18 protein-coding genes are annotated in these 15,674 nt (G+C 53.4%); 13 read left to right on the forward strand and 5 right to left on the reverse strand.

The features are described 5' to 3' along the window. Positions 1 to 59: 59 nt before the first annotated feature. Both BLX24_RS18355 and BLX24_RS18360 read right to left on the reverse strand, forming a co-directional pair. Entirely contained in the window at positions 60 to 341 is a 282-nt protein-coding gene (locus BLX24_RS18355; RefSeq protein WP_071504646.1) for a hypothetical protein, read from the reverse strand. Positions 342 to 356: 15 nt separating this feature from the next. Then, on the reverse strand, positions 357 to 779 hold the full coding sequence (locus tag BLX24_RS18360; RefSeq protein WP_071504647.1) for a helix-turn-helix domain-containing protein: 423 nt from the start codon (positions 777 to 779) through the stop codon (positions 357 to 359). Between the two features lie 435 nt (positions 780 to 1,214). On the opposite strand from BLX24_RS18360, the gene BLX24_RS18365 reads away from it, so the two are divergent. The 9 genes from BLX24_RS18365 to BLX24_RS18405 all read left to right on the forward strand — a co-directional run bounded on the left by BLX24_RS18365 (position 1,215) and on the right by BLX24_RS18405 (position 8,764). Then, complete coding sequence (locus tag BLX24_RS18365; RefSeq protein ID WP_071504648.1) at positions 1,215 to 1,451, forward strand: hypothetical protein; 237 nt, start codon at positions 1,215 to 1,217, stop codon at positions 1,449 to 1,451. Positions 1,452 to 1,752: 301 nt separating this feature from the next. Further along, positions 1,753 to 1,983, forward strand: coding sequence for a hypothetical protein (locus BLX24_RS18370; RefSeq protein ID WP_071504649.1), 231 nt, complete (start codon positions 1,753 to 1,755; stop codon positions 1,981 to 1,983). A gap of 127 nt (positions 1,984 to 2,110) precedes the next feature. Next, positions 2,111 to 2,347 (forward strand): hypothetical protein, encoded by a 237-nt coding sequence (locus BLX24_RS18375; protein ID WP_071504650.1) that lies wholly within the window; start codon positions 2,111 to 2,113, stop codon positions 2,345 to 2,347. A 111-nt stretch (positions 2,348 to 2,458) separates the two neighbouring features. After that, positions 2,459 to 2,689, forward strand: a complete 231-nt coding sequence (locus BLX24_RS18380) for a hypothetical protein (RefSeq protein ID WP_071504651.1) — start codon at positions 2,459 to 2,461, stop codon at positions 2,687 to 2,689. 127 nt (positions 2,690 to 2,816) lie between these two features. Next, complete coding sequence (locus tag BLX24_RS18385; protein WP_071504652.1) at positions 2,817 to 3,047, forward strand: hypothetical protein; 231 nt, start codon at positions 2,817 to 2,819, stop codon at positions 3,045 to 3,047. Between the two features lie 127 nt (positions 3,048 to 3,174). Then, positions 3,175 to 3,411, forward strand: coding sequence for a hypothetical protein (locus tag BLX24_RS18390; protein ID WP_071504653.1), 237 nt, complete (start codon positions 3,175 to 3,177; stop codon positions 3,409 to 3,411). A 295-nt stretch (positions 3,412 to 3,706) separates the two neighbouring features. Continuing rightward, positions 3,707 to 5,983 carry a peptidase domain-containing ABC transporter gene (locus BLX24_RS18395; RefSeq protein WP_071504654.1) on the forward strand — a complete coding sequence of 759 codons (2,277 nt, stop codon included), beginning with the start codon at positions 3,707 to 3,709 and terminating at the stop codon, positions 5,981 to 5,983. A 73-nt stretch (positions 5,984 to 6,056) separates the two neighbouring features. Beyond that, positions 6,057 to 7,436 (forward strand): beta-barrel domain-containing protein, encoded by a 1,380-nt coding sequence (locus BLX24_RS18400; RefSeq protein WP_083422049.1) that lies wholly within the window; start codon positions 6,057 to 6,059, stop codon positions 7,434 to 7,436. After that, the gene (locus BLX24_RS18405; RefSeq protein ID WP_083422050.1) at positions 7,433 to 8,764 is read left to right on the forward strand and encodes a TolC family protein; all 1,332 of its coding nucleotides are present in this window, start codon (positions 7,433 to 7,435) and stop codon (positions 8,762 to 8,764) included. The genes BLX24_RS18400 and BLX24_RS18405 overlap by 4 nt, the downstream gene beginning before the upstream one ends. 5 nt (positions 8,765 to 8,769) lie before the next feature. Here the strand turns inward: BLX24_RS18405 and BLX24_RS18410 are convergent, their stop codons facing one another. The 3 genes from BLX24_RS18410 to BLX24_RS18420 all read right to left on the reverse strand — a co-directional run bounded on the left by BLX24_RS18410 (position 8,770) and on the right by BLX24_RS18420 (position 11,401). Beyond that, complete coding sequence (locus BLX24_RS18410; RefSeq protein ID WP_071504656.1) at positions 8,770 to 9,273, reverse strand: SixA phosphatase family protein; 504 nt, start codon at positions 9,271 to 9,273, stop codon at positions 8,770 to 8,772. A 232-nt stretch (positions 9,274 to 9,505) separates the two neighbouring features. Then, positions 9,506 to 10,699, reverse strand: a complete 1,194-nt coding sequence (locus BLX24_RS18415; protein WP_071504657.1) for a M20 metallopeptidase family protein — start codon at positions 10,697 to 10,699, stop codon at positions 9,506 to 9,508. 6 nt (positions 10,700 to 10,705) lie between these two features. Next, entirely contained in the window at positions 10,706 to 11,401 is a 696-nt protein-coding gene (locus BLX24_RS18420) for an RDD family protein (RefSeq protein WP_071504658.1), read from the reverse strand. Between the two features lie 212 nt (positions 11,402 to 11,613). On the opposite strand from BLX24_RS18420, the gene BLX24_RS18425 reads away from it, so the two are divergent. The 4 genes from BLX24_RS18425 to BLX24_RS18440 all read left to right on the forward strand — a co-directional run bounded on the left by BLX24_RS18425 (position 11,614) and on the right by BLX24_RS18440 (position 15,648). Further along, entirely contained in the window at positions 11,614 to 12,552 is a 939-nt protein-coding gene (locus tag BLX24_RS18425) for a stage II sporulation protein M (RefSeq protein ID WP_071504659.1), read from the forward strand. 176 nt (positions 12,553 to 12,728) lie between these two features. After that, entirely contained in the window at positions 12,729 to 13,601 is an 873-nt protein-coding gene (locus BLX24_RS18430) for a hypothetical protein (RefSeq protein WP_071504660.1), read from the forward strand. 109 nt (positions 13,602 to 13,710) lie between these two features. Then, a complete protein-coding gene (locus BLX24_RS18435; protein WP_071504661.1) occupies positions 13,711 to 14,418 on the forward strand; it encodes a DUF4129 domain-containing protein in 708 nt (235 codons plus the stop codon). Between the two features lie 75 nt (positions 14,419 to 14,493). Further along, complete coding sequence (locus tag BLX24_RS18440; RefSeq protein WP_143092712.1) at positions 14,494 to 15,648, forward strand: DUF4350 domain-containing protein; 1,155 nt, start codon at positions 14,494 to 14,496, stop codon at positions 15,646 to 15,648. Positions 15,649 to 15,674 lie beyond the last annotated feature (26 nt).

Here is a 15,674-nt window from a genome sequence, read left to right on the forward strand (position 1 = left end):
AAAGAAAAAGGGAAACTGCCGAAACAGTTTCCCTCCGTTCATGTCGCCCTGTCCGGCGCTCAGGGTGTTGGTTTACCGTACGTTTCTTCGTAAAGATGCACCCGCTTGCCGAAGCGCGTATGCCTGATCCGGATGAACAGTAAGTTATCATAGTCTAAGTGCTCAATTTTGGTCATAGACGGTTTGGTGCCCGGGGCCCCGGCAATCTCCGGGATGGTATTGCGGTGGCCGGCCACCAGCACGCGCCAGCCGTCTAATTTAGCCAGCCGGCTGATAAGGGCACTCGTCGGGAAGGCCGGATATTGAGCAAACGGCAAGGCATTTAGCGAAGCGACGGCCATCGGGAGCAGGAGGGGTTATAGGGCGGCGATGCCTTCGTGGGGCAGCGTAAAACCGGCCTGTTGCCGGAGCTGTGCCAGTTCGGTGTCTTTCTGCCTGATCTGCTGACGAAGGCGTTCTATTTCGGCGTCTTTCAGAAACGAGACCTGTTTCAGACTCTGAACAAGCTCCGTATAGAGCAAATGAGCCTCAATGGTAAGCGGAGACAAATCCGTTGGACTGTCGTGGTTGGGCATAACGGCGGCTTTTTCGGGAATTAAGTCAAGCGGGCTAACCTGGAATAGGTCGGCTAAGCGCAGCAACATTTCGATTTTATAATGGCTGCGGTCAGCTTCCCAGGCATTGTAGGTGCTCACGGCAATGTTCAGCTTTTCGGCAATCTGGGTTTGGGTGAAGCCACTTTTCTGGCGGAAATGTAAAAGACGTGTTCCGTAAGTCATGGTAGCAAGTATTAACTGTAAGTATAACAAACGTAGGATAAAATCTTTTACGGATAAAAGATTTTCAGGCCTTTTGAACCAATTGTACTTTATATGTGCCAACTGTAGGATTTTATAGAGTAGATGATAATTAATCGTTAATTCCGGTATTCGGATTTGGCTGTTCGTCCGGTTGAGCCCTGCCGGTTCGGGCCGCTGAGCCGGTCGCTGAGCCGTGTATACTGTCTCGCCAACGCTGCTGCCGGGGCCATTATAGTAAAAACCGTATAAATTTTTCGGAAAATACTATAAAAAAATACGGATTTCCGTGAAGACGGTTCTCCTTTTTTGACCTACGTTTGTATCGATGATCATCATAGTAACATATTTTCAATTTTTTACTTCTTTTTAGTGTACTCATTGCTTTTATTTTACTTGTTAACTTTTAATTAAACCATGAAAACACTTGCCAACTTTCTGGCTGACGAAGCCTCAGCCATCCTTAGCCCAGCCGAATCTAAAACTATTGTTGGCGGCTCAGCTATCTATTACAACGGAATCCTGGTGGCGACTACCGACGATGAAACGGGCGTAACCACGGTGCACAACCAGGCGTTGTATGACCTCTACCTCGCCAACCCTTCCATTGGAGAGTTTGGGTATTTTTCACCTGGTACTGATACAGATATGTAACTGCTTTTCTGTGTCAGGATTAGCCTTTCCCCCGGTTTATCGCCACTGTATCCGTTAGGTTGAGCGGCGATAGATTGGGCGGTTGGTCCGGCAGCGAAGCAACGCGTTCATGGAGTCAGGCAGGGGGATAAGCCGAGCCGGGCCTGAGGGGAGCATTCAACTCTGAGGCTGAACGTCGCACCGGGCCAAACCGGTAAACAGGCTGGCATCCCGACATAGCGGTCGTAAGGTGTGAAATGAAGATTTCAACCTTACGACCCTTTTGATGATTATAGCAAGTTAAAGATTCTGCATATTACTCATGAAAACACTGACCAACTTTGTGGCTGACGAAGCCATCCTGAGCCCGGCCGAAGCCAAAGCCATTGTTGGCGGCTCGGCTATCTATTACAACGGAATCCTGGTGGCCACTACCGACGATGAAACGGGCGTAACCACGGTGCATAACCAGGCGTTGTATGACCTCTACCTCGCCAACCCTTCCATTCAAGGGTTTGGGTCGATGGTAACTGCGATTGAGGGAGAAGTTTAACTGTCATTCTGCTGCTTTTCTGTGTCAGGATTAGCCAGTTCCCCCGGTTTATCTCCGTTGTATCCGTCAGGTTGAGCGGCGATAGATCGGGCATTTTACCAACTTACACTTCCCCTACATATTACTCATGAAAACACTGACCAACTTTCTGGCTGACGAAGCCATCCTGAGCCCGGCTGAAGCCAAAGCCATTGTTGGCGGCTCGGCTATCTATTACAACGGAATCCTGGTGGCGACTACCGACGATGAAACGGGCGTAACCACCGTGCATAACCAGGCGTTGTATGACATCTACCTCGCCAGCCCTTCCATTCAAGAGTTTCAATATGCAATCGTGCTTATTGGTGAAGGTGCGGACTACTAATAGGGGTTAGTCTGCCTGGCCGTTCCCCCGGTTTATCGCCACTGTATCCGTCAGGTTGAGCGGCGATAGATCGGGCATTTTACCAACTTACACTTCCCCTACATATTACTCATGAAAACACTGACCAACTTTCTGGCTGACGAAGCCATCCTGAGCCCGGCCGAAGCCAAAGCCATTGTTGGCGGCTCGGCTATCTATTACAACGGAATCCTGGTGGCCACTACCGACGATGAAACGGGCGTAACCACGGTGCATAACCAGGCGTTGTATGACCTCTACCTCGCCAACCCTTCCATTCAAGGGTTTGGGTCGATGGTAACTGCGATTGAGGGAGAAGTTTAACTGTCATTCTGCTGCTTTTCTGTGTCAGGATTAGCCAGTTCCCCCGGTTTATCTCCGTTGTATCCGTCAGGTTGAGCGGCGATAGATCGGGCATTTTACCAACTTACACTTCCCCTACATATTACTCATGAAAACACTGACCAACTTTCTGGCTGACGAAGCCATCCTGAGCCCGGCCGAAGCCAAAGCCATTGTTGGCGGCTCGGCTATCTATTACAACGGAATCCTGGTGGCCACTACCGACGATGAAACGGGCGTAACCACGGTGCACAACCAGGCGTTGTATGACCTCTACCTCGCCAACCCTTCCATTCAAGGGTTTGGGTCGATGTTAAGTGTGCTTGACACTGATTTTTAACTGTCATTCTGCTGCTTTTCTGTGTCAGGATTAGTCCGTTCCCCCGGTTTATCTCCGTTGTATCCGTCAGGTTGAGCGGCGATAGATCGGGCATTTTACCAACTTACACTTCCCCTACATATTACTCATGAAAACACTGACCAACTTTCTGGCTGACGAAGCCATCCTGAGCCCGGCCGAAGCCAAAGCCATTGTTGGCGGCTCGGCTATCTATTACAACGGAATCCTGGTGGCGACTACCGACGATGAAACGGGCGTAACCACGGTGCATAACCAGGCGTTGTATGACCTCTACCTCGCCAACCCTTCCATTCAAGGGTTTAACTTTGCCGTCGTGCACATTTCAGATAATGTAGAAGTGTGAAGATGGTGTTGACTGATACAGAACCTGGTTAATAAGGGTTAGTCTGCCTGGCCGTTCCCCCGGTTTATCGCCACTGTATCCGTCAGGTTGAGCGGCTATAGATTGGGCGGTTGGTCCGGCAGCGAAGCAACGCGTTGATAGAGTGGGGGGATAAGTAGCGCCGGGCCAAACCGGTAAACAGGCTGGCCTCCCGGCCTGGCGGTCGCAGGGTATGAAATGAAGATTTCAGCCCTGCGACCCTTTTGATGATTTTACCACATGAAACGGTTCTGCGGAGCCGTATAGCGTAAACCTTATGGCTGAGTTCCCCCATTACCGCCAACCCGATGCCATGGATTGTGGCCCTACCTGCCTGCGCATGGTAGCGAAGCATTACGGGCGTAGCTTTTCGATGCCGTTTTTGCGGGAAAAAACCGAAATCGGGCGCGAAGGGGTGTCGTTGCTGGGCATTGCTCAGGCCGCCGAAAGCATCGGTTTCCGGACGCTGGCGGTGAGAGTGTCGTTTGAACGGCTTGACACCGAAGCACCCCTGCCCTGCATCGTTCACTGGGGGCAGAATCATTTCGTGGTCGTTTATAAGATTAAACAGGGAAAGGTGTATGTCGCCGACCCCGGGGCAGGGCTACTCACCTATACCCGCAACGAATTTGAAAGCCGGTGGGCAACTACGGTCACCGACGGGGTCCGTACCGGCATTGCCTTATTACTCGAAACAACACCCGTGTTTTTTGAGGATGACGACACCGGAACGTCAGACCGCTCCTCCCGTGCTGTTCAGGGGAGGGGCCGGGGGTGGGGTATACTATTCGGCTATCTGTGGCAGCATAAACGCCTGTTGCTACAGCTCGGGCTGGGCCTGGCGGTCGGGTCGGTGCTGCAGCTGATACTGCCCTTCCTGACGCAGTCTATTGTCGACACCGGTATTCAGACCCGCAACCTGCATTTTATTTACCTGGTGCTTGCCGCGCAACTGGCCTTGTTTGTCGGCCGGATGGCCGTTGAGTTTATCCGTAGCTGGATATTGCTCCACATCAGTACCCGCATCAACCTCAGCATCCTGTCTGATTTTCTGATCAAACTCCTGAAGCTGCCCGTTTCTTTTTTTGATACCAAACTCACCGGCGATATTCTACAGCGGATCGGCGACCACAGCCGGATTGAGCAGTTTCTGACCGGGACCTCGCTCAACACCCTGTTTTCGGTGTTCAATCTGGTGATCTACAGTGTGGTAGCGGCCATGTATAACCTCGCCATTTTCGGCGTGTTTGTGCTGTCGAGTGTCCTCTATACCGCCTGGATTTTGATTTTTCTCCGCTACCGTAAACAACTGGATCATAAGCGGTTTGCGCTGGCCTCGCAGAATCAGAGCAGCCTGATTCAACTGGTGCAGGGGTTGCCCGAAATCAAGCTCAACAATGCTGAGCAGCTCAAACGCTGGGAGTGGGAGAACCTGCAGGTAAAACAGTTTAAACTGAGAATGAAAGGCCTGGCAATCGGGCAGTATCAGCAGGCCGGGGCGTTGTTTCTGAACGAAGGCCGGAATATTATCATTACGTTTCTGTCGGCTACGGCGGTCGTAAACGGGCAGATGACCCTGGGCGGTATGCTGGCCATGCAATACATCATTGGTCAGCTCAACGGGCCGGTCGAACAGCTTATCGGGTTTATCCAGCACTATCAGGATGCGCAGATCAGTCTGGAACGGCTCAACGAAATTCATGAACAGGCGGATGAAGAAGTGGCCGGCGCGGGCACGATGGCGGCTTCGACCCCCCGGTCCATTACGTTGCATGACCTTTGGTTTACCTATCCCGGGGCCGGTAATGACCCTGTGCTGAAGGGGATTAATCTACACATACCGGCCGGCAAAGTCACGGCCATTGTGGGCACGAGCGGCAGCGGCAAAACAACCCTGCTGAAACTGCTACTCAAGTTCTACGAACCGACAAAAGGGGAAATTTACCTCACTGAAAACCAATTTCAGTCCCCCTCTCCTGGTTTTCAGGAGAGGGGGCAGGGGGGTGAGGTTGCGGTCGGGCTATCCGACATTTCGCACCGCGCCTGGCGGGCACGGTGCGGGACGGTTTTGCAGGACGGCTTTATTTTTTCGGATACCATTGCCAACAACATTGCTGTGTCTGACGAAACGCCTGACCGGCAAAAACTGGCAAATGCGGCACGGGTAGGGAATATTCACGGATTTATCGAGAGCCTGCCCCTGAAATACAACACAAAAATCGGGTCCGACGGGAGCGGGATCAGCCAGGGGCAGCGGCAACGGATGCTCATGGCGCGGGCCGTCTATAAAGACCCCGACTATCTGTTTCTGGATGAGGCGACCAACGCCCTGGATGCCAACAACGAGCGTATGATTCTGCACAATCTGGCGCAGTTTGTTAACGGGAAAACGGTAGTGGTGGTGGCGCATCGGCTCAGTACGGTCAAACAGGCGGATCAGATTGTGGTGCTGGAGCAGGGCGAAGTGGTGGAGGTCGGTACGCACGCGGAACTGACGCAACGAGCCGGCCGGTATTACGAACTGGTGCGGAATCAGCTGGAACTGGCGGATTAAATGGTGATTGAGTGATTGGGTGATTGAGTGATTGGGTGATTGAATGAAAGGTGAACGGGTGAAAGAGTGAGCTATGGATTTACGTGATTATGTAGGAGGGCGGAATGGCAGGGCCGAAGGCGGACTTCCGCCCGTTGCCGCTGACTGGTTGTCGGGTTTGGCTAAGCCGCCGGAACCGCCGCCGGCCGCTGTTGAGCTTCGTAGCCCTGATGTTAATGAAGTACTCAGCAAGCCGCCGGCCTGGCTGGTCCGGTGGGGAATTACGGTATTGGCGTTTGTGCTGCTGGTGCTGGGGGGCGTAGCCTATTGGGTCGAATACCCTGACCTGGTTAAGGCGACGCTGAAAGTGGTGGCCACGCAATGGCCCAAATCAGTTATTGTCCGGACAGAAGGCCGGTTGATGCGGTTGCTGGTCAGGGAACAACAACCGGTTAAAGCAGGCCAACAACTGGCGTTTCTGGAAAGTACCGCCAATACCGCCGACGTATTGACGCTGGATCAGGTGGTTGATTCGCTCATCGGGCTGGAACAACGGGGACAGATTCAGGAAATGATCCGGAACCCGTTGCCTTCCTTTTTTCAGTTAGGTGAGCTACAGCAGAGTTATCAGACATTTCAGGAAACGAGTGTCCGAGCCAATGCGCTCACCACGTCGGGCGTATATGCGCAGAAACGGGCGGTGCTGCAAAACGATTTACAGCAGCTGATGGCCCTCGCGGTAAACAATAACGCGCAGATTCAGCTATACGAACACGACCTGGCGCTGACCGAAGCCGAGCTGAAAAGTCAGGAACGGTTAATGAAACAGGGCTACGTATCCCAAAATGACTACCGGCAGATGCTGAGCCGTTATCTGAGTAAGAAACAAACGGTTGCGCAGGCGCGGAATACGTCCCATAATCATCAGATGAGTAAAAATCAGAAACAACAGGAGTTGGTCGAGTTAGACCGAACCGTACGGGAGCAGCGCAATACGATGCTGCAATCGCTGCATACCCTGAAAAGTCAGCTGGAGGCCTGGAAGCAGCGGTTTGTGGTGGTGGCGCCCACCAACGGCCGCGTTTCGTTTCTGACTCCCTTGCAGGAGGGCCAATCCGTAAAGGCGGGTCAGGAGCTGCTGTATGTGTTGCCTGCGGGTGCGGGGTATACCGGCGAAATGTACGTGGGTGAATACAATTTCGGTAAAGTCAGGCAGGGGCAACCGGTTATTGTCAAGTTTAAAAGCTATCCCTATCAGGAGTTTGGTATCGTAACGGGCAGGGTGCTGGCTATCGGCGATATACCCCGCGACTCGCTTTGGCGGGTTTCGGTGCAGTTTCCGCAGGGGCTCAGGACATCGGCGGGCCGGCAGTTGCCTTTCCGGAACGGCATGATGGCATCGGCCGAAATCATTACCGAAGAGGTTAGCCTGCTCGAACGCTTCTTCTACGACCTTCGCAAGCTGATCCGATGAAACGACTAGCATGTTTAAGCAGGTACGTCAGCCTGGTCATCACTCTTTCACTCATTCACTCATTCACTCTTTTGCCGTTAAATGCCCAGCCGCTATCGCTTCAACAGTGTCAGGACTATGCCATTCGGCATAGCCTGGTCATACGTCAGGGAGAGCTGCAGGTCGAAACGGCCCGGCTCACACAGCGTCAGACCGAACGGGCGGTCTGGCCAACGTTGGCAGGAAGCATGTCGGAGGCGCTTAATTTGGGCCGGACCATTGACCCGTTCAGCAACGGGTTTGTCCAAAAGACCATTCATTCGGGTAGTGTCGGCTTGAGCAGCAACTGGAGCCTGTTTAACGGATTCCGGCAGCACCATCAGGTGCAGCAGCAAACGTATATGCGGCAGGCCGATGAGGCTGAACTAATGCGTCAGAAGCAGGAAGTGGGCCAGCGGGTAATCGGGGCCTATATGCAGGTGCTGCTGAGTCAGCAACTGGCAGAGCTGGCAGTATCGCAGCGACAAACCATTAACCGGCAGCGCGACCGCACCAAAGCGCTGATTGAGGAGGGGCAGGCGGCAACCATTCAGTTGACGGACTGGGACGCACAGCTGGCGGCGGCCGACTATGAGGTAGTAAGCGCCGGGGCATCGTTGCGGCAAAACAGCCTGCTCCTGCAGCAATTACTGAATTGGCAGGAAGCCGCGCCGTTAACCATTCAGGTGATTGAGGTTCCGGAACCGGCCGCGCCACCGGCGCAGCCGTCAGATTGGATACGGGAAGGATTACGAACGCAGCCAATGGCGCAGGTGGCGGGCTGGCGTCTGAAAAGTGCTCAGTCGGGCTATGCCGTTGCCCGTACCTCACTGTTGCCGGCTATTTCGGTGGGTGGGGGCGTTAATACGGCTTATTCCAGCGCGGCCCCCCGCGAATTATTCCCGATCGGGCGGCAATTGAACTATAACCTCGGTCAATATGTGCGGTTATCGGTATCGTTGCCTGTTCTGAACGGACTACAGGCCCGGTTTCAGATTGCCCGGGCGCTTATCGCCAAAAAAACAGCTGAGATCGATGTGCAGAAGGTTCATTTACAACTAACCCAGGAAATTGAGCAGGCCGTGTTTGCGCAAACACTGGCATTTGAGAAATGGCAAAGTGCCCAACGGCAGGTTGAAGCCCAGCAAAAGGCATTACTGGCCGGTAAAGCCCGGTTTGACGAGGGCCTCATCCACGTAATTGAGTATGCAACCTTGCAGACAAACCTGAACCGTGCGTTGTCTAACCAGCTACAGGCGCGGTATGAGTACTACTTCCGGAAACTCATTGCCGACACCTATCAGAACTAAATCGCTCAGGGCGTTGGTTTACCGTACGTTTCTTCGTACAGGTGCACCCGCTTGCCGAAGAGCGTATGCCTGATCCGGATAAACAGGAGGTTATCATAATCCGAATGCTCAATTTTGGTCATCGACGGTTTGGTGCCCAGCCCCCTGGCAATCTCCAGGATGGTATTGCTGTGGCCGACCACCAGCACGCGCCGGTCGTCCAGGTTAGCCAGCCGGTTGATAAGGACACTCGTCGGGGCGGCCGGATATTGGGTGAACGGCAAGGCATTCAGCGAAGCGACTTTGGCCGCCGTCTGCTGCGTCCGGAGGTAAGGCGTGACAAAGATCGTATCGAGGTGAAGACCCTCCAGGCGTTTGGCCAGGGCAAAGGCCCGCTCATGCCCCGCTGCCGAGAGGCTCGTTGTGTCGGAGTCGTTGGCCCGCTCGCCGTGCCGGACAATATAGATCGAAGCCGACCGCGTACAGGCCATGAAGCTGGCTAAAAGGGCAAACAGAAGAATGTGTTTCATATAAAGTGTCGTGTTTGTCGGGATTCAATAAAATAACCCATCAGCTGCCCGTTTGGTTGGTACATTTACTGATGGGTTATGGAATGCATGCATACGATGTTTAGCAGCAGGCATGGTTAGTATGCGTTGGCGGGGCTAAATGCCCTGTTCACTCTTTCACTCTTTCATTCATTCGCTCTTTCACTCATTCACTCTTTCACTCATTCACTCTTTCACTCTTTCGCTCTTTCATTCATTCACTCTTTGCCAACTCCTGCAACGCCAGCCAGGCCATCAGGCCGGGACCGGTTTCGAGGGCCGCTTCGTCGATGTCGAACGTGGGCGTATGTACTCCCGATACAATGCCACGGGCTTCGTTGCGCGTACCGAGCCGGTAAAAACACGAATCGACAACCTGCGAATAAAAGGCAAAATCTTCGCCCGCCATCCATAAGTCAAGGTCAACAACGTTGCTTTCGCCCATGTAATCCACGGCCGCAGCACGGGTCCGGCGGGTTAGTTCCGGATGGTTTTTCAGGTAAGGATACCCACGGACGACCTCGAATTCGCAGCGGGCGCCCATGGCTTCGGCAATGCCCTCCGCCATTTTCTGCATCCGGCGCAGGCCGTCTTCCCGCCATTCTTCGTCCATGCAGCGGAAGGTTCCCTGAATCGTAACCTCGTTCGGGATGACGTTGGTAACGCCGTCGGCGATAAACCGGCCGAACGACAGCACCGACGGATTGGCCGGTTTGCGGTTGCGGCTGATGATCTGCTGCAGCGACACGATGATGTGCGAGGCAATCAGTACGGGGTCAATCAGCTGGTCGGGCATGGCGCCGTGGCCGCCTTTGCCTTTCACGGTCAGGTAGAGTTCGTCGGTGCTGGCCATGTACATGCCTTCGCGGAAGCCGATTTTACCGACCGGAATATTCGGCGCTACGTGCTGGCCGAGCATGCTGCCGGGGGCCGGGTTTTCGAGCACCCCGTCTTTGATCATGAGTGAGGCACCACCCGGCGCTTTTTCCTCGGCCGGCTGAAACACCAGCTTGACGGTGCCTTCGAACTGGTCGCGCAGCACGTTCAGGATACGGGCCGTGCCGAGCAGGCTGGCCGTATGTACATCGTGCCCGCAGGCGTGCATCACCCCGTCGACCGTCGATTTGTAGGGCACGTTGTTCGCCTCCAGAATGGGCAGGGCGTCCATATCGGCGCGCAGACCGACGACGCGGCCTGAGGGGGCTTTGGTGCCTTCGATCAGGGCCACCACACCGGTATTGGCCACTCCTTCCTGCGGCGTCAGGCCGAGGGCTTTGAGCTGTTCGGCCACATAGCGGGCCGTCTTGTATTCATGAAACGACAACTCGGGGTTGGCGTGCAGGTGCCGGCGCGTAGCAATGCTATCGGCAGCGTATTGCTTCGCCAGTGATTTTATGGAATCGAGCATAGGGCGTTACTGCGTTGCTAAAAACTGATAATCATTAACGATAATTTTCAGGTAGTTGTAATCCGGCAGCATGGTCATGGTACCGGTAACTTCCTTTACTTTCTGAGCCGTACGGTGCAGGGCCTCAGCATCGCCCCGTAACATGACCTCACGAATAATGTGAATATCACGGTCCGAAAGCAGTTTTACTTCCGGGAAGGTGACCTGATAATCGGCCGGCAACTGGCTGACCGTTACCTCTTCGAGCGAAACTTTCTGCGTGAGTTTGACAACGGTTGTGCCGGCCGCAATGTCGCCGATGCGCTGACCGCGCTCGCTGGCTGCAATGGCAATAATGGCCACCAGGCCGCTGAACAGTTTGGTATCGACGAGGCGGAGCAGCCACCGCATCAGGTAGGCACCGATACCGGGCTGTGAGCCGTCGAGCATAACAACCCGGATGTTCATGGCGATTTTGCCTAATGTCTGGCCATTGAGCTGCCATTCACAGATAAAATCGTAAAGAAAAACCGGCAGCGCCCCGACCAGAATGACATAAAACGTCCCGAGCGGAATTTTGGCCGCCGCCGGAACGGCGAGCGTCAGCAGGATCCAGCCGATAAAAACGGCATAATCGATAAAGGTAGCCGCAATGCGTTCGCCGATGCTGGCCGGCTCGTACTCCAGCCGTACGTTTTGGGATGTGAGGATAGAAACAGCCACTGGGTTGTTAGCAATTCAGGTCAGAAAATAGAAACTGGCAGCTCACGGCCACACCGGCAGCGGGCTTTTGATGAAAACCGATTTAACGACAAACATGGTTCGTGAAATCAAAAGTAGTATCAAAAAGTTGGGTATTTACGTTTAAATTCTCAAATTTCTTCCCTGTTCGACCCTGCTTGCGTTAACACAAGCCACATCTGTTCCCGATTCGTATGCGTGAAGCCGCGTTTATCAAAAAAAATACCGACAAATGGCGTGATATTGAGCTCAATCCGACCCGCGACCCCGACGAACTCACGGAGCGCTTTGTCGAATTGACAGATGATCTTTCCTATGCCCGAACGTTTTATCCGCATGCACAGGTAACAAAATACCTGAACGGTCTGGCGGCTCAGATGCACCGCGGGCTGATGCAGAACAAACGCGAGGAGCGGGGGCGGTTTATCACGTTCTGGAAATATGAACTGCCGACGCTGTTTTATCACTCACACCGGCTGCTGCTGGTGTCGTTCATCGTTTTTCTGGTGGCCTGTCTGGTTGGCTGGGTATCGGCCGCCAACGACCCGACGTTTGTGCGGCTGATTCTGGGCGATGGCTACGTGAACATGACGCTCGAAAACATCCGGAAAGGCGATCCGCTGGGCGTTTACGGGAGCGGTGATCAGTCGACCATGTTTCTGCAGATTACGCTGAATAACATCATGGTTGCCCTCCGTGCGTTTGTGATGGGAATTGCCGCTTCGTTCGGTACCGTGGTGATGCTGTTTTACAATGGGGTGATGCTGGGCTCGTTTCAGTATTTCTTCTACGAACGCGGGCTGCTGCTGGAGTCGGTCCTTAAAATCTGGATACACGGCACGCTCGAAATTTCGGCCATCGTCATTGCCGGCTGCGCCGGGCTGACCATCGGCAACAGTATCCTGTTTCCGGGTACCTATTCCCGCCTGACCTCCTTTAAACGCGGGGCAAAGCAGGGACTGAAAATTGCTGTCGGCCTGATTCCGGTTTTTATCGCTGCCGGTTTTCTGGAAAGCTTCGTAACCCGTCTGCCGCTGCATCCGGCCGCGAGTAGTGCTATTATCCTGATATCGGCCGCGTTTATCATCTGGTATTTTATCATATACCCCATTCAGCTGAACCGGCGCGGATAATTTGTGTTTTCCGGGAAAACAGATCTGAAACAAAAAACATGGAGACGCAAGCTATTGAAATGCAGGCTTTGAGACGCAAGCTATTGCGTCTCTACGGGAATGGATCAATGGTGCGTTGTTGTGCATCGCCTGAATTTTCGTTAGGTTTATAATTATTGACTGCATACATCCGAACCATGATTACTCTTTTTCAGCAGCGTGACTTTGGCGAAAAGATCAACGCCACCTTTACCTTTATTGGCCGCGAGTTTAAGCCATTCATAACCAGTTTGCTCTACATTGTGGGGCCGCTGGCCCTGGCAACCGGTATCACGGCGGGTATCTACCAATCGAACATACTGGCGCTGAACCGAAGCCAGGGCAGCGAACTACCCTTCGATACGCTGGCCCGCGTCTTCAGCCCGGCCTATTTTCTGATGGTTTTTTTTTCGATCCTGTCGAATATTCTCGTCAACCTGACTACCTACAGTTACATGAAGCTGTACCATGAGCGGTCCGGGGGCGTACTCAGTGTCAGCGACGTATGGGACGAGGTCCGGCGGCATATTGTGGCTTCGCTGCTGTTTTCGTTTATCAGTTTTGTGGCTATTGCGGTGGCTTCTGTCTTCTTTCTTATCCCCGGTCTGTATGTAGGGGTGGCCTTATCGCTGGGTATTGTCGTGCTGGTGTTTGAAGAAACGGATTTTGGCGCAACATGGAGCCGCTGTTTTCAACTGATCCGCGATAAGTGGTGGTCGACCTTCGGGCTGATTCTGATCATGTTTATCATTGTGATGATCAGCAACCTCGTGTTTTCCATTCCGGCGGGTATCGTTAGCATGCTGGTCAGCATGAAACTTGTGCCGGACATGCCATCCATCGTAACGATTATGACCAATACGCTGAGCACCGTTGGCAGCACCCTAATGACTGCCTTGCTGGCCATGGCACTCGGATTTCAATATACCAACCTTGTTGAACGTCATCACGGAACCGGTTTATTATCAGCTATCGATTCAATCGGCAGTTCGCAAAACCGCCCGAATTCAGCCGATGAAGGTGAATTTTAACAACTGTAGAGACGCAACATCTTGCGTCTCCGTTCCTTGCGTCTCCGTTTCTGGTGTCTCTGGCGTCTCCGTTTCTTGGGTATCAGCCGCCAGGCTGCTAGTGCCGCTGATGCTCCTCTGGCTGATGGCGGCCGGAGGGCCGGTATGGGCGCAGACACCGCAAAGACCAGCCTCCGAAACCGTGTCCCTTCCTGCTCCTGATGACCGGGCGCCGATGACCGTTCGCTACCCGCCGGCCGACCGGCTGAGCGATTACCGGTCGCAGCGCGATTATCAGTATGACTACGACACCCGGATTCCGGAAAACCCGCTCGCCAGATTCCGGGCATGGCTGACGCAGAAAATCCGTGATTTTCTGCGGAGTAAGGCCTACCATAATTTCTGGCAGTACGTGATCCTGCTTGTCATTGCCGGTGTTGCCATCTGGTTGCTGGTTAAGGCCGATGTGCTGCGGTTTATGTTTACCGCCAAAGCCTCTGAGCTGCCATTGGACTATGAAAACATTACCGAAAACATACACGAAATCAATTTTGAGCAGGCTATTGACGAAGCCGTACAAAGGCGTAATTTCCGGCTGGCTATCCGGCTGCTCTACCTGCAGACGCTGAAGCAATTGACCGATAAGCGCCTGATTGACTGGAAACCGGATAAAACCAACCGGCAGTATTTAGTGGAACTGATCCATACACCGCTGCACCAGGATTTCGACCGGCTGACCACCCGTTTCGAATATGTCTGGTATGGCGATTTTCCGGTCGATGAACAGAGCTATCGTCAGTTCGCATCAGACCGGCAGGCCATGATTGACCGGAAGTAAGCAACCCGAATCGTTCGATTTTATCTAATTACGTATCCGTTGAAGCCCAACAAATATTTATTGATACTGGCGACGATGTTGATCGCTTACGTGGTGTTTGAGTACTACCGTCCCAAACCGATTGATTATTCGCCAACCTATCAGAATAACCACAAGATCCCGTTCGGGACGAAAGTGCTTTACGGGTTGTTGCCCGGCTTGCTGAAACAAAAGGAGGTGCGGACCATCCGGGTGCCGCCCTATAACCACCTGACCGAAGATACCCTCGCCGCACGAAGCAACTACATTACCATTTGTTCACAGTACGGTATCGACAAAAACGATCAGCGCGAGTTACTGAACTATGTGAAGCGGGGCAATAATGCCTTTGTCTCGGCCTATGACTGGCCCGATTCGCTTACCCGGTCACTTGGGTTCAAGGCCGCAATGAAAGCCCCCCGTCTGCGCGACACCACGTTGCTGAACAACTTTGTGAATCCGCAGCTTCGTAAGAAAGGCGGCTATAACTTTTTTCACGATGACGGCCGGAATTATTTCACAATCAGGAAACCGGCGGGGATAACCGTGCTGGGGCGCAACGCACGGGGAGAACCGGTATTTCTGCGGATCCGCTACGGGAAGGGGTACTTTTACGCCCATAATCTGCCGCTGGCATTCACCAATTTTTTTGTGCTCAGCCCCAAAACGTCAGACTATGCCTTTAAAGCCATGTCGTATTTACCGGCCTGGCCGACCGATTGGGATGAATACCAGAATCAGGGCCGGTTTGCCGAAGATGAGCAAAGCATTCTGCGGTTTATTTTCGCACAACCGGCGCTGACATGGGCGTATTACGTGGTTATCCTGGGCCTGATCCTGTACGTGTTTTTTGCCGGAAAACGAACACAGCGGATCATTCCGGTGGTTGAACTGCCGAAAAATACGTCTCTTGACTTTGTACAGACGGTTGGCCGGTTGTATTTCCGTCAGGGCGATCATCATAATATCGGGCAAAAAAAGATTCAGTATTTTCTGGCGCATCTTCGTGAACGCTACGGGCTGAATACCAATGCCCTGGACGCCGGATTGGCGGAGCTGCTGGCGCTGAAGAGCGGTATTGCCCGCAGCGAAGCCGAAGAACTGGTGCGGGTGTTACAAAATGCCCGCCGGAGTATTACACTGACGGAGTATGACCTGCTGGTGCTGAATGCTGCCATCGAAAAGTTCAACAGCGAGGTCCGGCAGGGGTAACCACGAAGACAGGAAGCAGCACAAAG

Source organism: Arsenicibacter rosenii (genome assembly GCF_001870735.1).
Classification (GTDB): Bacteria; Bacteroidota; Bacteroidia; order Cytophagales; family Spirosomataceae; genus Arsenicibacter; species Arsenicibacter rosenii.

Bases quoted from the DNA above. Each gene is read 5' to 3' on its own strand.
- BLX24_RS18440 (WP_143092712.1), top strand. From the start codon at position 14,494: ATGTTGATCGCTTACGTGGTGTTTGAGTACTACCGTCCCAAACCGATT.
- BLX24_RS18415 (WP_071504657.1), bottom strand. From the start codon at position 10,699: ATGCTCGATTCCATAAAATCACTGGCGAAGCAATACGCTGCCGATAGC.
- BLX24_RS18370 (WP_071504649.1), top strand. From the start codon at position 1,753: ATGAAAACACTGACCAACTTTGTGGCTGACGAAGCCATCCTGAGCCCG.
- BLX24_RS18410 (WP_071504656.1), bottom strand. From the start codon at position 9,273: ATGAAACACATTCTTCTGTTTGCCCTTTTAGCCAGCTTCATGGCCTGT.
- BLX24_RS18425 (WP_071504659.1), top strand. From the start codon at position 11,614: ATGCGTGAAGCCGCGTTTATCAAAAAAAATACCGACAAATGGCGTGAT.
- BLX24_RS18400 (WP_083422049.1), top strand. From the start codon at position 6,057: ATGGATTTACGTGATTATGTAGGAGGGCGGAATGGCAGGGCCGAAGGC.
- BLX24_RS18395 (WP_071504654.1), top strand. From the start codon at position 3,707: ATGGCTGAGTTCCCCCATTACCGCCAACCCGATGCCATGGATTGTGGC.
- BLX24_RS18390 (WP_071504653.1), top strand. From the start codon at position 3,175: ATGAAAACACTGACCAACTTTCTGGCTGACGAAGCCATCCTGAGCCCG.
- BLX24_RS18435 (WP_071504661.1), top strand. From the start codon at position 13,711: ATGCTCCTCTGGCTGATGGCGGCCGGAGGGCCGGTATGGGCGCAGACA.
- BLX24_RS18355 (WP_071504646.1), bottom strand. From the start codon at position 341: ATGGCCGTCGCTTCGCTAAATGCCTTGCCGTTTGCTCAATATCCGGCC.
- BLX24_RS18430 (WP_071504660.1), top strand. From the start codon at position 12,729: ATGATTACTCTTTTTCAGCAGCGTGACTTTGGCGAAAAGATCAACGCC.
- BLX24_RS18360 (WP_071504647.1), bottom strand. From the start codon at position 779: ATGACTTACGGAACACGTCTTTTACATTTCCGCCAGAAAAGTGGCTTC.
- BLX24_RS18405 (WP_083422050.1), top strand. From the start codon at position 7,433: ATGAAACGACTAGCATGTTTAAGCAGGTACGTCAGCCTGGTCATCACT.
- BLX24_RS18385 (WP_071504652.1), top strand. From the start codon at position 2,817: ATGAAAACACTGACCAACTTTCTGGCTGACGAAGCCATCCTGAGCCCG.
- BLX24_RS18375 (WP_071504650.1), top strand. From the start codon at position 2,111: ATGAAAACACTGACCAACTTTCTGGCTGACGAAGCCATCCTGAGCCCG.
- BLX24_RS18365 (WP_071504648.1), top strand. From the start codon at position 1,215: ATGAAAACACTTGCCAACTTTCTGGCTGACGAAGCCTCAGCCATCCTT.
- BLX24_RS18380 (WP_071504651.1), top strand. From the start codon at position 2,459: ATGAAAACACTGACCAACTTTCTGGCTGACGAAGCCATCCTGAGCCCG.